Annotated in this window: 23 protein-coding genes and 1 pseudogene; 15 read left to right on the top strand and 9 right to left on the bottom strand. The window is 67.9% G+C overall.

The window, feature by feature from the left end:
* Window positions 1–22 precede the first annotated feature (22 nt).
* Window positions 23–439 carry a DoxX family protein gene (locus ACQP1V_RS27115; protein WP_433412909.1) on the bottom strand — a complete coding sequence of 139 codons (417 nt, stop codon included), beginning with the start codon at window positions 437–439 and terminating at the stop codon, window positions 23–25.
* Here ACQP1V_RS27115 and ACQP1V_RS27110 point away from each other — a divergent pair.
* The 3 genes from ACQP1V_RS27110 (at window position 433) to ACQP1V_RS27100 (ending at window position 4,245) form a co-directional block, all read left to right on the top strand.
* Window positions 433–1,212, top strand: a complete 780-nt coding sequence (locus tag ACQP1V_RS27110) for an alpha-L-fucosidase (protein WP_433412907.1) — start codon at window positions 433–435, stop codon at window positions 1,210–1,212. The two genes, ACQP1V_RS27115 and ACQP1V_RS27110, sit on opposite strands and share 7 nt — an antisense overlap.
* Window positions 1,212–2,903, top strand: coding sequence for an aldehyde ferredoxin oxidoreductase C-terminal domain-containing protein (locus ACQP1V_RS27105; RefSeq protein WP_433412905.1), 1,692 nt, complete (start codon window positions 1,212–1,214; stop codon window positions 2,901–2,903). Before ACQP1V_RS27110 ends, ACQP1V_RS27105 begins: the two co-directional genes overlap by 1 nt.
* Window positions 2,904–3,330: 427 nt before the next feature.
* Window positions 3,331–4,245: a GNAT family N-acetyltransferase gene (locus tag ACQP1V_RS27100; protein ID WP_433412903.1), complete on the top strand. Its 915-nt coding sequence runs from the start codon at window positions 3,331–3,333 to the stop codon at window positions 4,243–4,245.
* A gap of 312 nt (window positions 4,246–4,557) precedes the next feature.
* Here the strand turns inward: ACQP1V_RS27100 and ACQP1V_RS27095 are convergent, their stop codons facing one another.
* On the bottom strand, window positions 4,558–4,767 hold the full coding sequence (locus tag ACQP1V_RS27095) for a transposase (protein ID WP_433412901.1): 210 nt from the start codon (window positions 4,765–4,767) through the stop codon (window positions 4,558–4,560).
* A gap of 72 nt (window positions 4,768–4,839) precedes the next feature.
* On the opposite strand from ACQP1V_RS27095, the pseudogene ACQP1V_RS27090 reads away from it, so the two are divergent.
* Together ACQP1V_RS27090 and ACQP1V_RS27085 are read left to right on the top strand one after the other, a co-directional pair.
* Window positions 4,840–5,990: pseudogene (locus ACQP1V_RS27090) on the top strand (RNA-guided endonuclease InsQ/TnpB family protein).
* 302 nt (window positions 5,991–6,292) lie between these two features.
* Window positions 6,293–6,703, top strand: a complete 411-nt coding sequence (locus ACQP1V_RS27085) for a hypothetical protein (protein WP_218001952.1) — start codon at window positions 6,293–6,295, stop codon at window positions 6,701–6,703.
* A gap of 161 nt (window positions 6,704–6,864) precedes the next feature.
* Here the strand turns inward: ACQP1V_RS27085 and ACQP1V_RS27080 are convergent, their stop codons facing one another.
* On the bottom strand, window positions 6,865–7,977 hold the full coding sequence (locus tag ACQP1V_RS27080) for a serine hydrolase domain-containing protein (RefSeq protein WP_433412899.1): 1,113 nt from the start codon (window positions 7,975–7,977) through the stop codon (window positions 6,865–6,867).
* Window positions 7,978–8,249: 272 nt separating this feature from the next.
* Here ACQP1V_RS27080 and ACQP1V_RS27075 point away from each other — a divergent pair, with 272 nt between their 5' ends.
* The 6 genes from ACQP1V_RS27075 (at window position 8,250) to ACQP1V_RS27050 (ending at window position 11,745) form a co-directional block, all read left to right on the top strand.
* On the top strand, window positions 8,250–8,465 hold the full coding sequence (locus ACQP1V_RS27075) for a hypothetical protein (RefSeq protein ID WP_433412897.1): 216 nt from the start codon (window positions 8,250–8,252) through the stop codon (window positions 8,463–8,465).
* Between the two features lie 280 nt (window positions 8,466–8,745).
* Window positions 8,746–9,255, top strand: coding sequence for a hypothetical protein (locus tag ACQP1V_RS27070; RefSeq protein ID WP_433412895.1), 510 nt, complete (start codon window positions 8,746–8,748; stop codon window positions 9,253–9,255).
* A gap of 365 nt (window positions 9,256–9,620) precedes the next feature.
* The gene (locus ACQP1V_RS27065) at window positions 9,621–10,262 is read left to right on the top strand and encodes a hypothetical protein (RefSeq protein WP_433412894.1); all 642 of its coding nucleotides are present in this window, start codon (window positions 9,621–9,623) and stop codon (window positions 10,260–10,262) included.
* 241 nt (window positions 10,263–10,503) lie between these two features.
* A complete protein-coding gene (locus tag ACQP1V_RS27060) occupies window positions 10,504–10,725 on the top strand; it encodes a hypothetical protein (protein WP_433412892.1) in 222 nt (73 codons plus the stop codon).
* A gap of 105 nt (window positions 10,726–10,830) precedes the next feature.
* Complete coding sequence (locus tag ACQP1V_RS27055) at window positions 10,831–11,199, top strand: ADP-ribosylation/crystallin J1 (RefSeq protein ID WP_433425951.1); 369 nt, start codon at window positions 10,831–10,833, stop codon at window positions 11,197–11,199.
* Between the two features lie 105 nt (window positions 11,200–11,304).
* Window positions 11,305–11,745 carry an NUDIX hydrolase gene (locus ACQP1V_RS27050; RefSeq protein ID WP_433412890.1) on the top strand — a complete coding sequence of 147 codons (441 nt, stop codon included), beginning with the start codon at window positions 11,305–11,307 and terminating at the stop codon, window positions 11,743–11,745.
* Between the two features lie 128 nt (window positions 11,746–11,873).
* Here ACQP1V_RS27050 and ACQP1V_RS27045 read toward each other — a convergent pair whose 3' ends face one another.
* The 5 genes from ACQP1V_RS27045 to ACQP1V_RS27025 form a co-directional block, all read right to left on the bottom strand.
* A complete protein-coding gene (locus ACQP1V_RS27045) occupies window positions 11,874–12,896 on the bottom strand; it encodes an ABC transporter permease (protein ID WP_433412888.1) in 1,023 nt (340 codons plus the stop codon).
* Window positions 12,893–14,374, bottom strand: coding sequence for a sugar ABC transporter ATP-binding protein (locus ACQP1V_RS27040; protein ID WP_433412886.1), 1,482 nt, complete (start codon window positions 14,372–14,374; stop codon window positions 12,893–12,895). The genes ACQP1V_RS27045 and ACQP1V_RS27040 overlap by 4 nt, the downstream gene beginning before the upstream one ends.
* The gene (locus ACQP1V_RS27035; protein WP_433412884.1) at window positions 14,371–15,375 is read right to left on the bottom strand and encodes a sugar ABC transporter substrate-binding protein; all 1,005 of its coding nucleotides are present in this window, start codon (window positions 15,373–15,375) and stop codon (window positions 14,371–14,373) included. Before ACQP1V_RS27035 ends, ACQP1V_RS27040 begins: the two co-directional genes overlap by 4 nt.
* Window positions 15,376–15,447: 72 nt before the next feature.
* Complete coding sequence (locus tag ACQP1V_RS27030; RefSeq protein ID WP_433412882.1) at window positions 15,448–16,182, bottom strand: SDR family NAD(P)-dependent oxidoreductase; 735 nt, start codon at window positions 16,180–16,182, stop codon at window positions 15,448–15,450.
* A 780-nt stretch (window positions 16,183–16,962) separates the two neighbouring features.
* Window positions 16,963–18,444 (bottom strand): hypothetical protein, encoded by a 1,482-nt coding sequence (locus ACQP1V_RS27025; RefSeq protein ID WP_433412880.1) that lies wholly within the window; start codon window positions 18,442–18,444, stop codon window positions 16,963–16,965.
* Window positions 18,445–18,738: 294 nt separating this feature from the next.
* Here ACQP1V_RS27025 and ACQP1V_RS27020 point away from each other — a divergent pair, with 294 nt between their 5' ends.
* Window positions 18,739–19,071 carry a hypothetical protein gene (locus ACQP1V_RS27020; protein WP_433412878.1) on the top strand — a complete coding sequence of 111 codons (333 nt, stop codon included), beginning with the start codon at window positions 18,739–18,741 and terminating at the stop codon, window positions 19,069–19,071.
* A complete protein-coding gene (locus tag ACQP1V_RS27015; protein ID WP_433412876.1) occupies window positions 19,068–19,511 on the top strand; it encodes a MerR family transcriptional regulator in 444 nt (147 codons plus the stop codon). Before ACQP1V_RS27020 ends, ACQP1V_RS27015 begins: the two co-directional genes overlap by 4 nt.
* Before the next feature lie 179 nt (window positions 19,512–19,690).
* On the opposite strand, the gene ACQP1V_RS27010 is transcribed toward ACQP1V_RS27015, so the two are convergent.
* Window positions 19,691–20,464 carry a PspA/IM30 family protein gene (locus tag ACQP1V_RS27010; protein ID WP_433412874.1) on the bottom strand — a complete coding sequence of 258 codons (774 nt, stop codon included), beginning with the start codon at window positions 20,462–20,464 and terminating at the stop codon, window positions 19,691–19,693.
* 667 nt (window positions 20,465–21,131) lie between these two features.
* Between ACQP1V_RS27010 and ACQP1V_RS27005 the strand changes: the two genes are divergently transcribed.
* A complete protein-coding gene (locus ACQP1V_RS27005; RefSeq protein ID WP_433412872.1) occupies window positions 21,132–22,019 on the top strand; it encodes a universal stress protein in 888 nt (295 codons plus the stop codon).
* Window positions 22,020–22,245: 226 nt separating this feature from the next.
* Complete coding sequence (locus tag ACQP1V_RS27000; RefSeq protein ID WP_433412870.1) at window positions 22,246–23,163, top strand: universal stress protein; 918 nt, start codon at window positions 22,246–22,248, stop codon at window positions 23,161–23,163.
* The last annotated feature ends 42 nt before the right edge of the window (window positions 23,164–23,205 follow it).

The raw sequence follows: 23,205 nt of genomic DNA, 5'->3' as shown, positions 1-23,205 counted from the left end.
TGTGATGTGGAAGGTGCCGGGATCAGCGGTGGTCGCGCCGCATTACCGCGACCGCGGCCGCGAGCGTCAGGAGCAGCAGCGGCAGTGCCGGGCTGGTGCCGAGCACTGTGACGTTGGTGACGGTGGCGCCGATCATCAGCGCGGCAAGCCCGGCCGCGGCAGCGCGGGCCAGCCGCGGGAGGAGTAGTCCGGCGGCGCCCGCGAGCTCGAGTGCGCCGACGACGATCCGCAGCCACTGGCCGGCGCCGATCTCGGCGAACATGGCCGTCATCTGCGTGGCGCCGAACAGCTTCAGCACCCCGCCGGAAGCGAACTGCAGGGCGAGTGCGAGCTGGACGACCCAGGACAGTGCGGTACGGATGCGGCTGCGCCTCGAGGTAGCGGTCGTCGCGGCTGACATGGTGGTGGCGGTCACGGTGGCCTCCCTGGTGTGTGCCATGCTTCACCCCATCTGTCGGAGACGTACGGGCGGTCTCGACAAGTCAGCCAAAATTTCTTCAGCCTTCGCTGGGACGACGTCGAGGCCCGGCTCTGCCGCGGCGGTGGTGTCGGCGCTGCTCGACCCGGGAGCGGTCGTGCTGGGCGGCCGCTACGCGCGGCTGGCCCCGAGGACTACTTCGCCAGCTCCCGCTGGCCCCGCCGGACCGGCTCTGGGAGACCTGCCTCACCATGAACGAGTCGTGGGGGTACGTCACCGACGAGGAGTGGAAGGACGCCGGCGAGCTGCTGCGCACGCTGGTCGAGGCCGTGGCGATGGGCGGAAATCTGCTGCTCAACGTGGGACCCACCGGGATGGGGGAATTTCCCGCCGAGGCGACGGCCCGGCTCGAGGCGTTCGCGACCTGGATGGAGCGGCACGAGGAAAGCATCCGCGGCGTGCGGACGGGGCTGGAACTGTGGCAGTTTCCCGGGCCTTCCACGCGCCGCTCCCTTCCCGAGGGCGGGGAGCGGCTCTACCTGCACCTGGTCATGCGGCCCTACGAACGGCTGACCGTGCGCGGACGGGCGGCTCGCCTGGTCGGTGCTGCCCTGGCTCAAGGAGGTCCACTCCGGAACAGGGGACCCGCTCGGCGATCTGCGCGTGGAGATCCCGTCCGCCCTGCTGGACCCCATGTGCAGCGTCGTCGTGGTGGACCTCGGCTGAGGTCATACAGGACGATCGCCGGTACTGATTACCTGGTCATGTCTGAGCCGGAGGTGCTGGGAAAGTAATGGCGCTCTTCTCTGTCGATCTGGGTAGCGGGACCGTCCATCGTTCCGAGGAGAGCGGGGGCTCGATCCTTGGGCTCCGGCTGCTGCTGGAACGGACGCCCGGGGGGCTTGAGCCGTACGCGCCAGAGGCGCTGCTGTACGTCGCGGCAGGACCTCTGGGCGGTACGGCGGCGCCCGGCCTGGCCAAGGCCGTCTTCCTCGCGAAGTCGCCCCTCATGGGGATCGCCGGCGAATCACACGCGCTCGGACCGTTCGCGTCCGGGTTGCACAGAACGTCGCTGGCCATCACGGGCCGGGCCGAGGTGCTCTCATACCTGCTGGTCCGCGATGGCCGAATCTCCCTCCATCGGGCGCCCGACCTGCGCGGGCTGGGCGTCGCCGCGGTGACCGACATGCTCAGGCAGCGGTACGGCGACGCCGCTCACGTGGCCGCGATCGGACCGGCGGGCGAGAGCCTCGTCCGCTACGCGAGCGTGGTGACCGACTACGCCTTCCCCGCCATGAGATACGGCCTGGGAGCGGTGTTCGGCGCCAAGAACCTCAAGGCGATCGTCTGCGTGGGCTCACCACCTCCGGTCTCCGACCCCGCGGGGGTGGAGACGATCGCGCGCTTCTACCGGGAGGCGATCCCGCACAACCCGCTCACCGTCGTGCAGCACGACCCGCCGGGGTACGGCGCGTGGGCGGGTGCCAGGCTCGACCCCGGCTACGCGGCCGTGCGCAACTTCTCCTATACCGGCGACAGCACCCTCCGCCTGCCGACCGCCGCCTCCTACCTCGGCAGGGAGGTCGCGCTGACGGGCAACTGCCCCGGCTGCCCCACCGACTGCCTCAAGATCTACGGCCCAGGCAGAACGGGCGGACTCGGGCAGGAGGCGTTCCTCTCGCTCGGCTGGAACCTCGGCATCGACGACCTCGACGCGGTGCTGGAGGCCAACGCGCTCTGCAACGACCTCGGGCTCGACCAGGTATCGCTGGGTGGCACGCTCGCCTTCGCCATGGAGGCCGCACTTCCGCCCACGTTCGGCGACCCGCTTCCCGACCTGATCCACGCCATCGCGCACCGCAGCGGCAAGGCGGGCGACCTGCTCGCCGAGGGCTCCGCCAGGGCCGCCCGCACGCTCGGCGTATCGTGCGCGATGACGGTCAAAAGCGCCGAGATTCCACCCTTCGACCCGCGAATCCAGCCGGGAATCGGGCTCGGCTACGCCCTGTCGCCCAGCGGACCCCGCTACGACGCGCTGGAGCACGACCTCGACTTCGACCCAGAGCACGGCCTGCCGTACAGCTGGCCCCAGGCGGGCCTCATCGGTGTGGAACCCGCACCGGCCGGAGAGCTCAACGCGGAACGAGGCCGCAGAACGGCCCGTCTCCTGCGCCTGTGGAGCGCCTTCGACGCCCTGAACATCTGCGTCTTCGCCGCCGCCCCGACCAGGCCACTGACCATCGACTATGTGAACGCCCTGGTCACCGCCGTCTCCGGCCATCCCGTCGACCTGCTGCGAACGGGCCAGACGCGGCTGGACCTCATGCGCGCGTACGCCCAGCGGGAAGGCGGCGGTCCCGACACTCTGCCTGACCGCCTGCACGACGAGCCCGTGGCGGCCGGGCCGCACCAGGGCGCCGTCCTGTCGAGAGCGGGCTTCGCCGAGGCCCGCACGGCGTTCATGCACGAACTCGGGTGGAGCTAGGAAGTGTACGGAGTGTCAGCCTCGACCCTTGGCGCATCGGGAAGATCGTTCAGGCCGCACTCGTCCTGCTCAACCACGAGCACAACTGGACCATGTCAGCGTCACACAACGTGATCTTCAGTTACTGACAATGGCTCATTGACGCATTCAGCACGAGGCGGTGCCGACGCCCTCGGCAGCCTTGCTGTACCGAACATCGCCATGAATTCACACAGATCCTCAGCTGAACCCTGAAGGCTCGGCACTCGGCAAGGGGCCGCGAAAAGGGATTGATCGGACGTCCGCCGTGTGCTTAGGTCAGATCACGCCCTCGATCACGGAGGAGGTGAGAGCCATGTCGATCCGACCGTTCATGCGCTCCCTCCCCGCTCGGGCGTTCACGCGGGTCTGAACCGGGGAGCGCACATCTCCCCGAAGGAAGACTTCCATGACCGATCTGGTCGTCCGACCGCTCCACCCCGGCGAAGAACACCTGTTCCTGTCCCTGTCCGCCCCGGCCACAGTCGGCATGGCGTGGGCCGGCCGCGACTACCTGGAGACCGTGAAGGCCGCGCAGTACCGTCCCGAGTGGACCTGGGTGGCGCTGCGCGGCGGTGAGGTCGTCGGCAGGGCCGCCTGGTGGGGCGGCCCTGCTGACCGGCGGCCCTTGACCCTCGACTGGCTCGACTTCGGAACGGACATCGAGGTGGGGGCCGCGCTCCTGCGAGCCGCTCCGTTCACCGCCGACTACTGCCTCGTCCTGCCGCCAGGATGGCGGGAGGATCCCGAGGTTCGCGCCGCGGCAGACCTCCGCGTCGCGGCGGCCACACGGGCCGGCATGGAGCTGCTGGTCGAGCGTCTCAACTACCTCTGGACCCCTGCCGCGGGCCTGTCGCCGCGGCCGAGGCGGCTGGAGTTCCGGCCGGAACCGGACGACGAGGTGATCCTCGACGTGATCCGCCGGACGCATGTCGGCACCTTCGACGCCCACGCCCGGGCCGAGATGGCACGCGGAGGCGTGGACGCCTCGGCCAGAGACGAGCTGGAGTTCCTGCACTGGATGCCGTCCCCACGCACGTGGTGGCACCTGGCCTTCACCGGTGACGGGCGCCTGGTTGGTCTCGCGGTCCCCGGGCGGAACCATGCCCGCCCGACCATCGGTTACATCGGCGTCGTCCCCGAGCAGCGCGGCCACGGCTACGGGTACGACCTGCTGGCCGAGGCGACGCACATCCTGGCGGACGCCGGGGCCCTCGAGATCGGCGCGGACACCGACGTCGGCAACACCCCGATGGCCGCCGCCTTCGCCCGCGCCGGCTACCCCGTCGTCCAGGAGCGCGTGTTCCTCCGCCGCCCCTCCTAGAACGGCTTCCCCGTGCTGTACGGCCTCGCCGGGCCGTACAGCACGCCGCCGGGCGCCTCCCTCCGCGGCTCTCGTGTCATCACCGAGCTCGCGATCCGGCAGGCGAGTGAGCGCCATCCCGCTCTGGACGGCCTGCTGAATCGATACCGCCGACAGCAACCGCTACATGCGCGCCATCAACCACAGGTTGGGCTACGCGCCGACTCATCAGGCTTACGGGCTTGCAAATCGGTCTGATCTTCAGCGGTATATAGCGAGGAACCCCGGGCGTTGACGCCCGGGAGGAATCGCGTCCCTCTCCTCGCCCGGACGCTAGTCCGCCGGGTGGCCCCGAGGTGAGATCCCTCCGGGCCACCCGGCACGCTGGTCCGGGCGTTTCTGGTTCTCGATGTACTCCTTGATGATCGACAGTGAACCGTCGCCGCAGGACGCCGCGAAGTGCGACGGTGACCAGGAATGGCCGCCTCCGGCACTTGGTAGGGAAGACCGAATGCGTGTGGAGGCCGTAGACCTGTAGACCACACTGCGACGTCCGCGGATATCCGGATTCGGTTTCCATCACGGCGACATGAACCAACCGATAATGTGTTCGATGTGAAGCTGGTGGTGCAGGTGAGACTCCTGCCCACGCCCAAGCAGGCGGCGGCGCTGGAGGCGACCCTGCGCGCTTGCAACGACGCGGCGAACTTCGCCTCGGCGACCGCGTTCACGACCGGGGACCGGCGTGAGTACGCGTTGCGCAAGCACACCTACCGCGAGATGAAAGCACGCGGACTGGGGGCGCAAGCCGCCCAGCATGTGATCAAGAAGGTCGCCGATGCCTACAACCCTGAAAGCCAACGCACGGGCGGGGAACCTGGGACCGCAAGGCTGTGCGCGCCGCATCCGAGCCGAGAGCAAACCGATCGCCTTCCGCGCCGATGCCGCGCAGCCCGTTCGACAACCGGTGCCTGTCCTGGGACCACACCGCCCACACGGTGTCGATCTGGAGCACGACCGGCTGGCTGAAGAATGTCGCGTTCACCGGCTCACCCGGCCAACTCCAAACACTCGCGGAGTACCGGAAAGGCGAATCCGACCTGGTCCGCCGGGACGGCATGTGGTTTCTGTACGCGACCTGCGAGATCCCCGACGTCGTGATCACTGAGCCGGACGGGTTCGTAGGGGTGGATCTGGGGATCGCCAACATCGCCACCACCAGCGATGGCGCCCGCCACTGCGGCAAGGGCCTGAACGCGGTCCGCCACCGCAACCGGGAATTGCGCCGCAGGTTGCAGGCCAAGGCCACCAAGTCCGCCAAACGGCTGCTGAAGAAGCGCCGCCGCGCGGAGGCACGGTTCGCCGCCGACACCAACCACCGCATCGCCAAACGCATCGTGACCGAGGCAGAACGCACCGGACGCGGCATCGCCCTGGAAGATCTGGGCGGGATCCGTGACCGGGTACGGCTCCGCAAGCCCCAGCGGGTCACGCTGCATTCGTGGAGTTTCCACCAGCTCGGGTCGTTCATCGCTTACAAGGCGGCCCGGCACGGGGTCGCGGTGATCCATGTGGATCCGGCCTACACCTCCCAGACCTGCTCGGCCTGCGGGCACGTGGACAAGGCCAACCGGCCGAGCCAGGCAACCTTCTCCTGTACGTCGTGCGGCTTCGCTGAGCACGCCGACGTCAACGCAGCCCGCAACATCGCCTCGCGCGGTGTCACGGGCTGGGCAGTGAGTCACGCTGCCGACGACGCGGCCTGACCCGTACCCGCCAGGTACGGCGAGGAGCTGCAAGCTCGGCCCTTTCAGGGCCGAGAAGCTGACGGAAAACGGCTTCGACCTGGACGAGCGGCAGTCCGCGAGTGACCATGACTACCCCGTGATGACCGCCCTTAATGGCACGCTAATGGCACGGCGATCAGGCTCAGCGTGCCAGTGTCCATGGTTGTCCTCCGGATCGGTGACAGGCGTCCACGTGCTGATTGCTCGGCGCCGTCGGGGCGTTTCGTCTACTCTTGATCGCCACAGTGAAGATCATGAAGATAGTGAGGAGGCATCCCCGAATGGGCGGTATCAAGCGAAGCGCGACCCTCGCACTCGGCATGGCGGCCACGCTGGCGGCGTCCGTCGCTTTTACCAGTCCGGCCATGGCGGCGTCGTCGCCGATTGAGGCCTGCGGTGGCGGCAGCTACCACGTCATCGACAGCAAGGCGCTGGGTTCGTACGCCACCATTTACCTGCTCTACAACGGCTCCACTAACTGCGTGGTCACCTGGAAAAAGGGATCCTACGTGGGCAACAGCGCCTGGGTGCGTGCGGTGGTGCAGGCGTACGGCTCTCCGGGCGTGGTGGATGCGGATTACTACCACTATTACGCCGGCCCGGTAAAGGTCAAGGCGCCGGGCAAGTGCATCATGTGGGGCGGCTCCTACGGCAACCAGTGGTGGGAGAGCCCCTTCGAGCACTGCGGCTGACCCCAACGCCTCCTGGCATCCTGCTTGCAAATCGGCCTGATCGCCAAGGGGGGGCGGCCGCGACCTGGGCAGGGGCAGACCGCGAGTGACCGTGACTGCCCCCTGTTGACCGCCCTTGATGGCCCGACGATCACGTCCGTGATCGTCGGGCCATTAGCGGCTTAAGTCGCGGGGCAGAACACCGATTTGAGGGCGTTGGTGATGCGTTGGTCCGCGGTCATGCGCTCGTCATTGTCCATGGCCAGTGTCATGGACACGGCGAACTGTAGGCGGCCATCCGAGGATGTATAGGTCGAGGCGAAGAAGCCGGGGGCGCTGCCTCCACCTCCTGGGGCGAACTCGGGGTTGCCGGCGCACGGGCCGCCCGAGGGCTGCTGCGGCGGCATGCCAGGCGGCGGGTCGGTGAGCAGTCTGTTCAGGGACTCCGGCAGGAGCCTGCCCTGGCGGAGGGCGCGCTTGAAGGCGCTGACGTCGTGCGCGGTGGAGACCACGCCGCCGGCGCCGAGCATGGTGGTGGCGTTGATCTTGTCGGCATCGCGCAGCGTGCCCGTCTCGTCCGGGGCGTAGCCGTGCCCGTGCGGGCCCTTGATGCCCTCGGTCGCCTTTGTGGGCAGGTAGGTATCGCGCATTCCGAGCGCGGCGAAGAGGCTCCGGTTGAGTTCGGCCGCCAGTGACCTTCCGGACAGTTTCTCGATGATCATGCCGAGCAGGATGTAGTCGGTGTTGGAGTGGTTGAAGGTCCCGACCTCCACAGGACGAGGGTTCTTGCGCGAGGCCACCAGCAGGTCGGTCGGGCGGTAGTTACGCGTGGGGTCCATGGTGTCCGGGCCCATGTACTCGGGGATGCCCGAGGTCATCTCGATCAGGTTGAGTACCGTGATCTCGTCGGCCCGCTCCACCAGGTCCTTTTTCGCCACCTCCGGCAGGACCGTGCTGAGTTTGTCGTTCAGGCTCAGCTTGCCCTCCTTGACCAGTTGCAGCACCACGGCGGCGGTCATGCTCTTGGTCTGCGAGCCGATCCGGTAGCGGGCGTTCGATGGGATCGCGCCGCCCTTGCCGTCGAGCAGACGGGACCCGGACGATCCCTTCCCGACCCGCTTGCCGTCTACGTACACCTCGCCGATGGCGCCCACAACGTGGCCCGTCTTCACCAAATATTCCATCGCCTTCTGCACATCCCCGACCTTGACGGGGGCGGCAGATATCGAGGCGGCGGCGGGTGCGACCGCGCTCAGGACCAGCGCCGCGCACGCCAGCGAGGCGACGCCGGTCAATGTCGCTTGACGCAAAACCATGAAGTCTCCCTCTTCGAAGTCCGAATGCTCGGCTGTTGAGCCACAAGTTCTAGTGAGGGCAGAGCTAACTCGGCATAAACCCTCAGACCCCTACCTCAGCTACCTACGGCCCCGGATGGGGCACGACAGCGACCGGGCGGCGCTGATCTACCAGCACGCCACCCGCGACGCTGACCAGAAGATCGCCGACCGCCGATCAGGCCGACGCGACCATCACACTTCCTGACGGCACTCAGCGCTATGCCACCTTCATGACCCTCGAGGCCATCGCCGGGATCATGGATCGCTGGCAAGGTACGGGCGAATGCCTCAACGGCCGGTACTTCTGGTGCTCGGACCTGGTCATCATCCGCAAGCCTGGCTTCGTCTCGATGGCCGACGCCGTACGAGACATGATCGCGATTGGAGAGTTCGAAAGCACGTGCAGTGCGCTGCCAATCAACGACAACGATCAATATGCGGATTAAAAGCTCGGACGATCATAGTTCCAGACAGTGCAAACGCAGGTCAGCGGGCATAAGCGGTCCGGCCTGAACGGCCCTGGATCCCCTTGAACTGAAACCAAACTGCAACCCGCAACCGTACGTGGGCCTCCTTAGGACCGCCTGCCTGCAAAACGCGGCGGATTCATTCTCCGTGACTCACCGCCGTTACCCTTGATCACCGGTCCATCAGGCACGAAAGAACATCCTTGGGCCGGCCGGCAGCGGTATGGTCGTGCATCCGCACAGGAATTCGAGGGTTGATGTGTACAGCTTCTACGCGTTCGAGGGCTCGTTCTCGCAAGGCGGCGGTGGTTGGGAACATCTTGAGGTGTGCAGCAGTTTCCAGGAGCTTGACGCCTCGGTCGCCTACTACGTGCGTACGGGATCGTGGGCGGCTGGTGGTGCGTTCGTGATCAGGGTTTACCGTCATGGGAAACTGCTCGCTGAAAGGGGTTTGGATCCGTTCCTGACGGTGAAGGTCCCCGGGCTTACGGCGATGCAGTTCAGCGAGGATCTGCGGGCCAGTGGTGGTGTACCAGAGCCTGGCGGGCGATACGACGGCATGAACGAAGGCGGCATCTGGGAAGTCCTACCTCAAGATATGTATGAGCTTGCATTGGAATCTCCCGAGGACATCCAGGTAAGCATCGCCTGGGACGGCCTCGCTCTGCCGGAACTGGCCTCTCCAACGCTTCCGCCGGGAGTTAGGGTGATCCTCGACGGGCGTGAACTGGAGTACGGCCGCAACTCCACCTTGGACGGATGTATCTGATCCGCTCGAAGGGCCGTTGGTCACTGAGCCATTGCCGGTAATGGCTTGTTGCGCTGGGTGACGAGTGGGGGTGACGACGGACAGGTGATCAGAATGACATCTTTTCCAACATTCACTACGGGTTTATCATGACTGCCCTCAACTGGCCTTTGGATCTGATTCAGAGGGCTCCACGGTTAAATGGGCGACAGGACATAGGAGACAACATCTCCCAAGCCTTGGGAGTTGGCCTCTATCAAACCTTGGTTCAGGTGGGAGAGATCCGAGGGCTCTGACTGTGGGGGATGTCGTGAGCAAGATAAACGAATATATGCCCATTTACTGTCATGAAATGGCCGAACAAGTCAGGGGCTGTGGGAGATAGTGTGAGAGTTTGGAAGTCGTTCCTGGCCTTCGGCGCGACCGCCGCGGTGGTCCTGGTGTCCGTGCTGGCATTCACACGGGAGCCATCGGCAGTGGAGGCGTCCTTCGTGGCCGTGTCCGTGCCAGCGGAAAGGCTGCTCATCGGCGATCGTGACCTTCCCCGGCCCTCTTCGATATCTGATTCGGTCGCTGCCCTACAGGAAGACGTGACTGGGGATCACCGGCTTTCCCATTTCGGCGCCCGCGACGAGGTCATACGCTCCTGGGGGAGAACGCGTAAGGGCGACTCCGCGCTGATCGAGAGAATCCTGACCTACGAGACCCCGGAGGAGGCTCAGGCGGAGTTCGACGCCGCACCTCAGGGCAGGCAGTTCAACGACTCTGACCTGGGGCCGATAGGGCGCGAGGACATATCGGATCTACGCCTGAGAGCGCCGGCGGCCGCCGTTTCGTGTATCGGCGCCTCGCGTGTCCCCGCCGACACCTGCAGGCGCTGGGTGTTCAGAGGTCGTTATGCGCAGTTCATTGTAGAGCTGACCTTCAAGGACGCTATCGATGACGGAAAATGGTTAAACGCTCCAAGGGAAGCTTTTCTGGAAATCGCCCGCGCCTTGGACGCGCACATTGTCAATGTTCTGAGGTAAAATGACGAACTCGCCGAAATTAACCTCGATCTTTCGTGCCTATCTGGTGGCTGGCTGATCAGTTCGGCTGGAGTTTGAAATCGGGGCCGTGGTCAACCTGGCAGCCCGGCTGTCATGCCGGGTGGGCGGGGTTCCACGGGCCCGCAATGTGTACTTTCCTGGTCGTCGGGACGGCTTTGTGCTAGTCAGGTGAGAGCTTGGAACGGTGGCGGCCACCCCGGGGCGATCCATGATCCGGGCAATGATCATCGCAGATCTGGCCATGAGCCTCGCCCTCGACGGAGACAGTCTGGCTGACATCGCGATGCTGCGCTCCGAGCCCGAACTCTTCGGCCATGTGGCCGTCCACGCGTCGCAGGCGGCGTGGACGACATCGGGGGTGGGCGCCATCCGGGCGCTCCACAGGTCCGCGGCGATCTGCAGCTTCACGGCGGCGGCTTCGAGTCCCGTCACATCCAGATGATCGCTCAGCGGGATCGCGATCACGTCAGTGCGAGAGAAACCGTTCGCGGGCGCCCTGCCCGTTCATGGAGGATGACCGTCCAGTGAGAAGAGGGAGGCAGTGGCGATGGAGACGGCCGAGCTGACGACGTTGTGGCGACCGGCCGGGCCGGAGGAGCTTGAGCTGGTCGAGCGGTTGGGCTGGCGGGAGTGGCCGCCTCGCTTGCCCGAGCAGCCGATCTTCTATCCGGTGCTGAACGAGGACTATGCGATCAAGATCGCACGCGACTGGAACGTCCCGCACTCCGGTGTCGGGTACGTCACGCGTTTCCAGGTCGACAGCGCCTTCCTCGCCCGCTTTCCCGTACGGCAGGTGGGCGGCAGGGACATCCTCGAACTGTGGGTCCCCGCCGAGGAGTTGGCAGAGTTCAACGCCCATATCGTCGGGCTGATCGAAGTCGTGCACGAGTTCCGGCACAACGGCGAAGGTGCGTGACCGGCCACCGGGTCCCGCCTGCGCCACGGGCCAACTCCTCAACTCGTAGATACGTGTAGGGCCGAGGATAGCCAGCTGTGGAGGTCTGGGATGGATCATCCGAACATGCACTCGGTCAGTGTGTCCGGCGTGATCCTCGACGGGCATGGCCGGGCTCTGCTGATCCAGCGCCGCGACATCGGCCGCTGGGAGGCGCCCGGTGGGGTCCTGGAACGCGACGAGGACATCATCTCCGGCCTGCTACGCGAGGTCCGCGAAGAGACCGGCCTTGACGTGACCCCTCAGGCGATGACGGGCGTGTACAAGAACATGACCCGCGGCATCATCGCCCTCGTCTTCCGCTGCGAGGCCGTCGGCGGACAGTTGAGCGTGAACGATGAGGCCTGCGCGTTCCGCTGGGCCACCGCCGACGAGGTACGCGACCTGGCCGCCGAGGCCTACGCCGTCCGGGTCCTGGACGCCATCCAGCCCCTGTCATCGCCCGCTGTACGAGCCCACGATGGCGTCCGCATCATCATCGGTGACTGTGCTCCGTTTCCGAGGTGAACGACCAAGGGCCCTGATGTTGTGCGGCAGTCACACTGTCGTCCTCTCGCGGGGCAATGAGGACCGGAGCCTAGGTGGTCGCATCTTGGTCGCCGCGCCCCGGGCCGCGGCGGGCCGCGGGGCGGTCATCAGTCCTGCGCCTTCCCGCCGGCCACCCGGCTGATCATGAGGGCGACGAGGATGATGCCGCCGTAGACGAGCTGCTTCCACTCGCCCGGCACGCCCTTCAGCGTGAGGACGTTCTCGACCAGGCCGATGACCAGGACGCCGGTGAGCGCCCCGAGGACCGTGCCCTTGCCGCCGTCCATGCTGACGCCGCCGATGACGGACGCTGCGAACACCATGAAGATCCAGCCGACGCCCTGGTTGGCGCTGATGCCGCCGAGACGGCCGGTCTCCAGGACGCCCGCGAGCGCGGCGAGCGCGCCGCCGATGACGAACACCGTCCACAACACCCGGTCCACGCGGATGCCCGCCGCCCGCGCCGCGTCCGGGTTCCCGCCGATCGCGTACAGCGCGCGCCCCGCCCTGAAGTAGCGCAGCCCGACGATCCCGGCGGCGAACAGCACGGCGGCGATCCAGATCGACGCGGGCACGCCGAGCCAGGTGGCGCCGCCCAGATACATGATCGACTCTGGCAGCTCGAACAGGCTCTTGCCGCCGGTCAGGCCGAGGTGCAGCCCGTGGACCACGATCATCATGGCGAGCGTGACGACGAACGCCGAAAGCTGGAACTTGAGGATCAGGAAGCCGTTGAACGCGCCGATCGCGGCCCCGATGAGCAGGCACAGCGGGATCGCGAGCAGGCCCGAGCCGCCCGCCGTCGCCGGGGTCACCAGCACGGTGATGGCGGGAGCCATGCCGACGGTCGACTCGAGGGACAGGTCGAACTTGCCCGCGATGAGGATCATCGCCTCGGCCAGCACGACCAGGGCCAGCGCGGACTGCTGCTGGAGCACGTTCGTGAGGTTGCCCACGGTGAGGAACACCGGGTCCACGAACGCGCCCACCACCAGAAGGACGACGATGACCGGCACCAGCGTCAGGTCGCGGAAGCGGCCGAGCCGCAGCCCCGCGCCCGCGCGGAGACGTCCCGCCGGGGCCGCCGGCGGCGGCGGGGACGGTGTTGCCGAGGGGGTCGCTGTACTCACTCTTCCATGCCTTCCATCACGGCCACGAGCTGCTGGTCGGACCAGCCGCGCGGCACGTCCCTGACCACCCTGCCGTGGAACATCACCAGCACCCGGTCGCAGATCCGCAGGTCGTCGAGCTCGTCGGAGACCAGCAGTGCGCCGGCGCCCCGCCCGACCGCGTCCTCGACCGCGCCGAGCAGGGACTGTTTCGCCTTCACGTCGACCCCGGCGGTCGGGTTGATCACCACCAGCGCGGCGGGGGAGTCGGACAGCGCCCTGGCGAGCACGACCTTCTGTGCGTTGCCGCCGGACAGGTCGCCGACGGGCTGCTCCGGCCCCTCGGTCTTGATGTCCAGATCCTCGATCATCCGTACGGCGCGGGCCCGTCGCCGGGACGGGAACACGGTGCCGAACCTGCCGAGCTTGTGCGCGATCGGCAGGGTGGCGTTCTCGGCGATCGACAACAGCGGCACGAACCCCTCGCGGTGCCGATCCTGGGGGACGAACCCGAGACCCGCCCGCAGCGCGGACGGCACGTCCCCCGGCCTGACGGCGACGCCGTTGATCCTGATCGTGCCGCTGTCGGCCCGGCGGAGCCCGACCAGCGTCTCGGCCAGCCCGACCTTGCCGCTGCTGCCCGACCCGGCGAGGCCGACCAGTTCGCCCGCCCGCACGTCGAGCGCCACGTCCTGGTAGCGGTCCCGCAGGGACAGCCCGGCCGCGGAGATCGCGACCGAGTCGCCCGCCGTACGGGACCTGGGCTCGTAGGCGGCGGTGGCCTCGCCGGTCATCGCGGCGACCAGTTCGTCGTGCGGCAGCTCGGCCACCGGCCGGGTCAGGACGTGCCGGGCGTCGCGGAAGACCGTGACGCTCTGGCAGATCTCGTACACCTCGTCCAGGTGGTGGGAGATGTACATCATCGTGACGCCCTGCTCGCGCAGCGCGCGCATGCGCTCGAAGAGCCGCTCGATGGCCGGGCCGTCGAGCTGGGCGGTCGGCTCGTCGAGGATGATGAACCGCGCGCCGAACGACAGCGCGCGGGCGATCTCGACGAGCTGACGCTGCTCGACCCCGAGGTCGCCGGCGAGCGCGCCCGCGTCGACGTCCACGCCGTACCGTTCGAGGACCTCGCGGGCCTCGCGGCGCACGGCGCCCCAGCTGATGAGCCTGCCGGACGTCCGCTGCCGGTTGAGGAAGAGGTTCTCCGCGACGGTCAGCGTGGGGATGATCGTCGACTTCTGGTAGACGCAGGCGACCCGCCGCCGCCACGCGTCCCGGTCGGCGAGGGCGGGCGCCGCCTCTCCCGAGAACAGCACCTCGCCCTCGTCCGGAGCCTGCAGCCCGGTCAGGATCGACACCAGGGTGGACTTGCCCGCGCCGTTCCTGCCGAGGAGTGCGTGCGTCTCGCCCTCGGCGATGGAGATGCCCGCGCCGTTCAGCGCGACGGTGGGCCCGAACCGCTTGACGACGTTCCTGGCTTCGACGTGAACGCTCATTTGACCTGGTTGCCCCAGAGGTTCTGGTCGTCCACGTTGTCCTTGGTGACCAGGGGAGCGGGGAGCTGGTCCTCCAGGCCGTTCGGCAGCGAGATGATCGTGCTGTCGTGGTCGGTCGGGCCGGGCTGGAACGTCGTGCCCTCGGCGGCGGCCTTGGCGTAGAAGAGCGCGTACTTCGCGTACAGGTCGGCGGGCTGGGAGACAGTCGCGTCGATCTCGCCCTTGCGGATCGCGTCGAACTCCTGCGGGATGCCGTCGTTGGACACGACGAACACGTGCTTGGGGTCGTCCGGCTGGACGAGCAGGCCCTTGGCCTTGAGCACCTGCAGCGTCGGGGCCAGGTGGACGCCGCCCGCGTGCATGTACACGCCCCTGATGTCGGGATTCTGCTCCAGACGGGTCTGCAGCATGGACGCGGCCTTGCTGCCCTCCCACTCGGTCGGCTCGTCGAAGACGGTGATCCCGGGGAACTTCGTCTTCATGCACTCGCGGAACGCCTCGGCCCGGTCGCGGCCGTTGATCGAGCTGAGCGCGCCCATGAGCTGGACGACCTTGCCCTTGCCGCCGAGCTTCTCGCCGAGGAACTCGCACGCCTTGGTGCCGTACGCCTTGTTGTCGGCGCGTACGACCATGTAAACCTTGCCCTTGTCGGGGCGGGTGTCGACGGAGACGACCGGGATCTTCTTGTTCTCGAGCTGCTGGAGGGTGGAGGCGATGGCCCCGGTGTCCTGGGGGGCCATGACGATCACCTTGGCGCCCTGGCTGATCAGCGCCTGGGTGTTGGCGACCAGCTTGGCCACGTCGTTCTGCGAATTGGTCGGGTTCATCAGCTCGACCTTGAGCTCGCCCGCCATCTGCGGCACGTACTTGCTGTAGGAGTTCCAGAAGTCGGAGTCCGCCCGGGGGAAGTCGATGCCGACCTTCCCCCCCGAGGCCGTGCCACTGCCACCGCCCGTAGCGGCGTCGTCGCCGGCGGAGCCGCACGCGGTGATAATCGTCAAGAGGGCCGCTCCTGCGACCACGGGGCCGAACCTCATCGTTTCGCCTCTGCTTCCTCAGGGGGTGGGGGTGTTTCAGTTTCCGGGCCGGAGCCGGAGGCCGTGCATGCCGCCGTCGACGGCGAGGACGGTTCCGGTGGTGGAGCGGGCGTCGGGACCGGCCAGGTAGGCGATCGCCGCGGCCACCTCGTCGGCGGTGACCAGGCGGCCCATCGGCTGGCGGGCGGCCAGCGCGCGGCGCTCGGCCTCGGGGTCGGCCGCCGCCGACAGCAGCCGGCCGATCCACGGGGTGTCGGCGGTGCCCGGGGTGACGCAGTTGACGCGGATGCCCTCGCGCACGTGGTCGGCGGCCATGGCGAGCGTGAGCGACATCACCGCTCCCTTGCTCGCGCTGTAGAGGGCGCGTTGCGGCAGGCCGGCGGTCGCGGCGATCGAGCAGGTGTTGACGATCGACGCGTGCCCCGACGCGCGCAGGTACGGCAGCGCCGCCCGGGTCACCCGCACCATCCCGACCACGTTGACGTCGAGGACACGGGCCCATTCGCCGTCCGGGTTGTCCTCGACCGTGCCCTGCGCGCCGATGCCGGCGTTGTTGACCAGGACGTCCAGGCCGCCGAGCCGTTCCGCCGCCTCGGCGACGGCGGTGCGGACCGCCGCGTCGTCGGTGACGTCGGCGGTGACGCCGATGAACGGGTCGCCGGGCGGCGCGACGTCGAGGCAGGCCACCCGCCACCCGCGCGCGGCGAACGCGTGGGCGGTGGCCAGGCCGATGCCGGAGCCGCCTCCGGTGACGAGCGCCCTGAGCGTCATGACGTCACCACCGGCCTCTCCTGCCCGGCAGGTCCCACTCGCAGCAGCTTCACACCGCATCCCTCGATATGTACACAGCCATACATCGGATGTCTTGGTCGAGATGCTCATGTGTGCCGCGGGTTCGTGTCAATATTTAGGCACCAGGTAGCCCGATCTGTGATCTAGATATATGGCGAAATGTCCGGTTGATGCCATGGAATGCGGTCCGTGTATCCGATAACTGCTCGCACGGACCTCCGGTCGTGCGGTGGAAAACATCGGATGGCGAGCGTTGTTGCCTCCATGGTTCCGGTGTATGAACGGGACCGGAACGACGATCGTCGGAGGTCTCCGTGCATGTCCGTCGCCAGCGACGCTTGGCCCCCGCCCTGCGGGGACGTGGCCCTCGGGCCGGATGCGGCGAGGACCCGGCGGGCTACCGCTGCCGCGGCGTACGTCGTCGTCGCGGTCCACGAAGCAAGGTGGCAGCAGCCTCGGTGTCCCCCTGCGGGTTCTCTCCGTTGCCGTTGCGCGCAAGCAGGCCTCCTGCCAGCTCCCGTGTACGGCCGGCGCGTCGACATCGAGCCGGCCGTACGCCTCGGCCCAGGACCAGGTCGCGCCGCTGGGCAGCGGCAGGTGCTCCAGCTGGGTCCTGGCGAGCCCGTCCCACCCGGATATGACTTCCGCATGTTCGAACCCGCATGAGCGGAGGCTGTGGGGCTCTACCGCGCGGATCCCCACAGCCGCCGAGCCGGTCTGGGCGGAAGACCTTGATGCCGTTGTCGCCAGAACCGGAGCCTAGGTGGTCGCATCTCGGTCGCCGGGCTTCGGCTCCGCGCCGATGGGCAAACGGGGGGCGGCCCGCATGTCGGGGAAACCACGTCCGGGCGAGGCGAATGCCGTGATCAGCACGGTGAGCATGGGCAATCCGGCAGCGAGGACGGCGATCGGCGGCCATGGAACGACGAAGTCCGGACGAGGGGCGGGATCCCAGTCGAACGGGGCGGTCATAGGCCACACGAGCGTCAGGCCGATCAGGCATCCGGCGGCCACGCCCGGCACCGTTCCGCAGGCGGCGAGGAATGCCGTACGCGACGCGATGAGCCGGCGGGCCGACGAGCATGAGCGGGCGCCGACCCTCAGCAGCACGCGTCGCGACCGCGAACCGGACGGGGCCGGCCAGGTGGCGACCAGCGCGCCGCCGAGGGCGAGCAGGGCTGTCGCCGCGGCGAACGGGATCCATCCGGTCGGAGCCTGGAAACCCCGCTCAACGTAGACGGTCGCGTCGTCGCCGAGCCGGTCGGAGATCCGCTCCTGCTCGGCGGGCGACGTTCGATGGAGGGACGGGTCCACGATGAACTCGTCCGGCTCCGGCCGGAGGCCGAGGTTCTGGATGGCCTTCGCGGGCACGAAGACCCCCTCCACACCGGGGCCGGGTGCCTTGACGGTGATCGCCGGGAAGACCTTCCCCGTGAGCGACGAGCCGGTGACGGTGGGGGAGTACCGGAGCCCCACCGAGGTGGCGCCGATGTCGTCCGAAGTGATCATCACTGCCGTGCCCTCGTCGTACGGCGTGGCGGGGTCGGCCGTGAGGTAGCGGAGCAGAACCTGGTCACCGATGTGACTCCTGTAATCCCTGTACGGGCCGGGGACGTCGACATAGAGGAGACCGTTCGCCCGATAGCGGTCGATCAGCGGAACGGCGGGTAACTCCCGCTGGAGAGCGGCACGCGCGGCCGGGCCGCGCTCGGCGGTGAAGATCTTCACGCGGAGGGCGCCGGACCTGGCCTGCGGCACATATCCGGCTCTGTCCGTCGCCGTGACGCCGGAGGCGATGATCATCGTGGCGACGGTGACGGCGGTGCCCGTCATGGTGATCGCGACCCCGGCGGCGGTGCGGCCACGGCGATCGCTCAGGCGGTGGGTTGTCAGGCGAAGCGGTCCCGGCAGCCGCACGGTGTGCCGCTCGGCCGCCCGCAACAGCCATGGGACGAACGGGCCCAGTCCGAGTAGCAGGATCAGGCCGCCCAGCATGCCCGCCAGGGTGGTCATGACCGACCCGAAATCGTCATAGTGAACGTCTTCACGGGTAGCGAGCGCGGTGAGCGCGATCACCACCGTTCCGGCGACGCAGAGCCCTGCTCCCCGAGCCAGGTGGCGGCGGGAAACCGGCGACCGGCGGTCGCGAGGGGCCGAGCTCGCCGCCCACGCCACCGAGCCGCAGATGAACGCTAACGGGATGGCGAATATCACCGATAACACCCAGTCCGTCATGGTCATGTCCGTGATGGTAGTCAGTTGGACACCGGGCGGCCGGGTTCCCGGAGAGGTTCGTAGGAGGACGTGACGAGCTCGGTTTCGTACGCGTAGCAGGGCTCGAGCGTTCTCCGCTGCGGCTGCGGCTGCGGCTGCGGCTACGGCTACGGCCCGGCTGGCGCGCGGGCAATCATCCCGGAGCCGAGGCTCCCGCAGGAGGCGTGCTTTGGGGGTTGCATCCTGTACCCCGGTACGGGCTTACCGTCGGGCTGTAGGCCGCTCTGGCGAGAGACGGGCGGCGTGGCACCTGGAGGTCTCATGGAGTGGGCGCCGGCGGAATGCACTCTTCCGACCGAGGAGCGGCCGTTGCGGGTGGCGGAGTTCGACGAGCTGTTCGCCTTCGCTTTGTACGGCTTGGAGCGAGTGGGGCCGACTCATCTACGACTCATGCTGGACGGTGGGGCGCAGGTGGAGGAGACCGTACGTGACTTGACGGCTCGTGAGACGAGCTGCTGTTCGTTCTTCTCCTTCGGCCTGACGCCGGGGGTTGAGGGACTGGCCCTGGATATCGAGGTGCCGGCCGTGCATGCCCGGGTGCTGGATGGGCTGGCGGCTCGGGCGATGGCGGCGGCTCCCCAGGTGGCGTCGTGACTGCTGGGTGGTTACGTACCGGAGAGGTCGCCGAGGCGGCCGGGGTCAACGTTCAAACCCTGCGCTATTACCACCGGCGCGGGCTGCTGGAGGAGCCGCAGCGAAGCAATGGGGGGCACCGGCTGTATCCGCGGGAGACGGTGACCGTTCTTCGGGTGATCAAGGCGGCGCAACGGCTGGGCTTCACGCTGGACGAGGTCGCCGACCTGGTTGAGGCCGCTTCGCATCGTCACGGCCGCGACAGGGGTTTGCAGGTGAGGGCCACGGCCAAGCTCGCCGAGGTGGAACGGAAGATCGCCGACCTTGAGGCGATCCGTCAAACGCTGATCCAGGCGCTGGATGCCGGGTGCGATGACCTGGCGGCGTGCGCGGGCAGCCCGTGTTGTCCGTTGCCGTTCTCGGAGCTCGCGGGAGGGGAGCGGCATGTCGACGTCAAGTGATCGCGGTGGGTGTAGACGCCGTCATCGATCGCGTCATGAACAGCATCAAGATCGGGTAGCCCGGCACCAACACCACGACGAGTGCGGTGGCAGGAGGAGCCCCTGCCCGGACGGCCGCCGCCGCAATCACGATCGCGAACAGGACCAGGTGCTGTCTCCGCATTACTCCTCAGCTCCGATCAGGGGCTGTCCCTACCGCCCGCCTGCTTATCTGTGACCGGTTTGTCGGAGGGGGCCGACGGGGCGGGCGCCGCCTCCAGCTGCCGCTTCATCTGGGCGAGCTGCTCGTCGATGTCGCCTTGCGTGGAGATCTCCGCCAACTGTGTCTGCAGTTCGTCATGTCCGGCGAGCTGTGTGGCGTCCTCCAGGACGCCGGAGGCGAGGAGTTCGTCCAAGGCTCCGGCGCGGGCCTCCAGCTGAGCGGTTTTGTCTTGGGCGCGCTGGATGGCCAGTCCGATGTCTCCCATCTCCTCGGAGATGCCGGTGACGGATTCGCTGATCCGGGTCCGCGCCTCCGCCGCGGTGTAGCTCGCTTTGACCATCTCTTTGTGCGTACGGAACGCCTCCACCTTGGCCTGCAGTCGCTGGCTCGCCAGCGTGAGCCGTTCCTCCTCGGCCTGGAGCGAGGTGCGCTGGTTCTGCAGGTCGCTCAGCTGGGACAAGGCAGCCGCGCGACGGGTCAACGCCGTGCGAGCGATCTCCTCCCTCCCCGCGGACAGCGCCTGTTGCGCCTGCGCTTCCAGCTTGGTGGCGGAGTCCTGCATCTCGGTCAGCTGCAGCTCGACGCGCTTGCGACTTGTGGCCACGTCGGCCAGGCCCCGGCGAACCTTGTTCAACAGCTCCAGCTGTTGCGAGTAGGAGTAGTCGAGCATCTCCCGGGGATCTTCCGCGCTGTCCAGCGCTTTGTCCACCTTGGTACGAAACAGGGCCGCGATGCGGCGGGACAGACCCATCCCATTTCCCTCCTACGCGGATCGGCGGCTTCTCACCTGGCTTGTCGGCTACCGCTCGCCCCCGAGAAGAGGGCGACAAAGGTGCCGCTGCCGGCGCTCAGGCCGAGTGCCGCGACGACCACGCCCGCTTGGCCCAGGGGCCGACGAGCTCGCGGTAGGCGCAAGCCGTGACACCGACCTGCGAGCCCAGCGTTCTCTGCCCATTTATTCCTTTTCCTCACCTATGCTTCCTCGTCTGTGCGTGGGCGGCGTCCAGCCGAACGAGCATGTCCTCGACATTGGTCGACCCATCGGCAACCTCAGCGCTGCGACGATCTTCGCGACTCGCATCGCGTGCCGGAATCCGCCAGCACCTCCAGCTCATCCGGGTACGCCCGCGGCAGCGCCGAGGTGCTCATGCCCGCACGCCGCTGGGGCACGGTATGAGTCTCGCGACCGGCATTGCATCTTCCCTGGCCTGGTCGGAACGGCGAATCGCTCGCTTGCCGACGCGGTCGCGGCGGCCCTCTACGTACCTGATCCAGCCAAGGCCACCTGTGAACGATCACGTGATTGAGCTCCCGCTGCTTCTGGACGCGTGTCGAGGGGACCGTACGGTTGGAAGGCACTCACGACGTCAGCCGGGGGCGTATGCCCTCTTGGTTTCCGAGGCACTGGGGCATAGCTGATGGCCAACCCGATCGTTGTCGGCGCTGACGGCTCGCCGTCTGCGGCAGCCGCTGTGGAGTGGGCGGCTGACGAAGCGGTGCGCAAGGAGCTGCCGCTGAAAGTGGTGCACGCCGTCTATCACCTGCCGTACGTCGGAGCGACGCACGTGGTTCCCGGGCTGGAGGACGCCCTGACGCGCGCGGGCCGTCGGTTCCTCGAGGAGGCCGAACGGCTCGCGTGGGCCCGGCACCCCGATATGGACACATCTGTCGCACTGCTCGACGGGCCCCCCGGGCGCGTCCTGGCTGCTCAGTCCGCTCAGGCCTCCGAGCTTGTGGTCGGCGGCCGCGGCCGAGGCGGTTTCGTCGGGATGTTGCTCGGCTCGGTGAGCGCGTACGTCGCCGGCCACGCGGCCGCGCCTGTCGTCGTGGTGCGCCCTGACTACACGCCGATACGTGCTGAGGTGGTCGTCGGCATCGACGGATCGGCCGAGTGCGAGCCCGCGCTCGGCTACGCGTTCGAGCAGGCGCGGCTGCTGGGTTGCCCGCTACGTGCCGTGTACGGATGGCAGCTGCCTTCGGAGATCTCCAGCGGCTGGTTCGTCCGCGATTCCGAAGTCGTGCAGCGGATGCGGGATCGGCTCGTAATGGGCGCGCTCGCCACCTGGCGGGCGACGTACCCGGACGTACCCGCAGACGTCAAGGTGATCCACGATCATCCCGTCACGGCGCTGGTCGAGGCGTCCAGGGATGCGGCCCTGCTCGTGGTCGGCTCCCGTGGGCGCGGCGCGGTCGGCTCGGCGGTTCTCGGCTCCGTGAGCCGCGGCGTCCTGCACCACGCCCGGTGCCCTGTCGCGGTGGTGCGTCACCCACCCGCAGCGGACACCACGACTCCGGCGGTGCACTGACGGCACGAAACCGTCGAGTTGTACGAGGAGGGCAAGGACGTCCGACGCCATGGCGGGCGTTCGTTCAGGCGCCGCGCTGCCGGTGAGCGAGTACTGGGGGAGCTGATTGTGGGCAAGAGAATCGGGAATCACCAGCCGATATCTGGTTCCAGCTGTCGCGCGAACACTCCGATGGCCCTCTGGCGCGCGACGGCGTCACGAGCTTCTCCTGTGTGAGGAGGACGGGGTGTCCGCTGACCGTCATGATGCCGGCCCGCGTCTGGCCAAGCCCATCGTGGTCGGCGTGGACGGATCGGCACAAGCTCTACGCGCTGTGGACTGGGCCGCCGCCGAAGCCGGGCGCAGACGCCTGCCGTTGCGCATCGTGCACATCGCGGTCCGCTGGGAGTACAGCATCGCGATCCAGGAACCAGGCTTGGAGGCCCCACGGCCGCAGGCTGCGGGGCTGGAGGTCCTCGAGATCGCCGAGGAACGCGCCCGGACCTTCGCATCCGTCGATGTCAGTTGCCGGCTCGGCATCGGCCCCGTCCCCGCCACGCTCCTTCAGGAGACGGCCGACGCCGCCCTGCTGGTGCTGGGCCCGCATGGAACCGGAGCGTTTCCTCGACTACTGCTCGGCTCGGTGAGCCGCCAAGCGGCAGAACACGCCTCGTGCCCCGTCGTCATCGTGCCCCAGGAATCCGACACCCGACCCGGCCGATCGGGGATCATCGTCGGCATCGACGGCTCTGCCGCCTCCCTCGAGGCCGTGGGCTTCGCGTTCGAGGAGTCGTCCCTGCGCTCGGTCGGCCTGCGCGCCATCCACGCCTGGGATCACCCGGCTTACCCACCGGAGATGCGCGCCGCACGCTACGACACGACGGCGGTCGAACAGGAAGGTGCCAGGCTCCTCTCGGAGTCCCTGGCGGGATGGAAGGCCGAGTACCCCGACGTCCCAGTCGTCGAGCAGGTGGTCGAAGGCGCTCCTGTGCCGATTCTGGTCGACGCTTCCGGCAACGCGGAACTCCTCGTCGTCGGCGCCCGAGGGCGCGGCGGTTTCCCTGGGCTCCGCCTCGGCTCGATCAGCCATGCCGTCCTCCACCATGCAAAAGGGCCGGTGGCCGTCGTACGCGGTCCCCAGGCGACGTCGACCGCGGGAAAGTGATGATCAGCCGCTACCAGCGGTATCGGTGAAGATTTCGAACAC

Source organism: Microtetraspora malaysiensis, from assembly GCF_050947145.1.
GTDB classification, from domain to species: domain Bacteria; phylum Actinomycetota; class Actinomycetes; order Streptosporangiales; family Streptosporangiaceae; genus Microtetraspora_A; species Microtetraspora_A malaysiensis.
This window is presented reverse-complemented; position numbering and strand designations above follow the sequence as displayed.

Bases quoted from the DNA above. Each gene is read 5' to 3' on its own strand.
- ACQP1V_RS27115 (WP_433412909.1), bottom strand. From the start codon at position 439: ATGGCACACACCAGGGAGGCCACCGTGACCGCCACCACCATGTCAGCC.
- ACQP1V_RS27105 (WP_433412905.1), top strand. From the start codon at position 1,212: ATGGCGCTCTTCTCTGTCGATCTGGGTAGCGGGACCGTCCATCGTTCC.
- ACQP1V_RS27100 (WP_433412903.1), top strand. From the start codon at position 3,331: ATGACCGATCTGGTCGTCCGACCGCTCCACCCCGGCGAAGAACACCTG.
- ACQP1V_RS27085 (WP_218001952.1), top strand. From the start codon at position 6,293: ATGGGCGGTATCAAGCGAAGCGCGACCCTCGCACTCGGCATGGCGGCC.
- ACQP1V_RS27075 (WP_433412897.1), top strand. From the start codon at position 8,250: ATGACCCTCGAGGCCATCGCCGGGATCATGGATCGCTGGCAAGGTACG.
- ACQP1V_RS27060 (WP_433412892.1), top strand. From the start codon at position 10,504: ATGATCATCGCAGATCTGGCCATGAGCCTCGCCCTCGACGGAGACAGT.
- ACQP1V_RS27055 (WP_433425951.1), top strand. From the start codon at position 10,831: ATGGAGACGGCCGAGCTGACGACGTTGTGGCGACCGGCCGGGCCGGAG.
- ACQP1V_RS27050 (WP_433412890.1), top strand. From the start codon at position 11,305: ATGCACTCGGTCAGTGTGTCCGGCGTGATCCTCGACGGGCATGGCCGG.
- ACQP1V_RS27040 (WP_433412886.1), bottom strand. From the start codon at position 14,374: ATGAGCGTTCACGTCGAAGCCAGGAACGTCGTCAAGCGGTTCGGGCCC.
- ACQP1V_RS27030 (WP_433412882.1), bottom strand. From the start codon at position 16,182: ATGACGCTCAGGGCGCTCGTCACCGGAGGCGGCTCCGGCATCGGCCTG.
- ACQP1V_RS27025 (WP_433412880.1), bottom strand. From the start codon at position 18,444: ATGACCATGACGGACTGGGTGTTATCGGTGATATTCGCCATCCCGTTA.
- ACQP1V_RS27020 (WP_433412878.1), top strand. From the start codon at position 18,739: ATGGAGTGGGCGCCGGCGGAATGCACTCTTCCGACCGAGGAGCGGCCG.
- ACQP1V_RS27010 (WP_433412874.1), bottom strand. From the start codon at position 20,464: ATGGGTCTGTCCCGCCGCATCGCGGCCCTGTTTCGTACCAAGGTGGAC.
- ACQP1V_RS27005 (WP_433412872.1), top strand. From the start codon at position 21,132: ATGGCCAACCCGATCGTTGTCGGCGCTGACGGCTCGCCGTCTGCGGCA.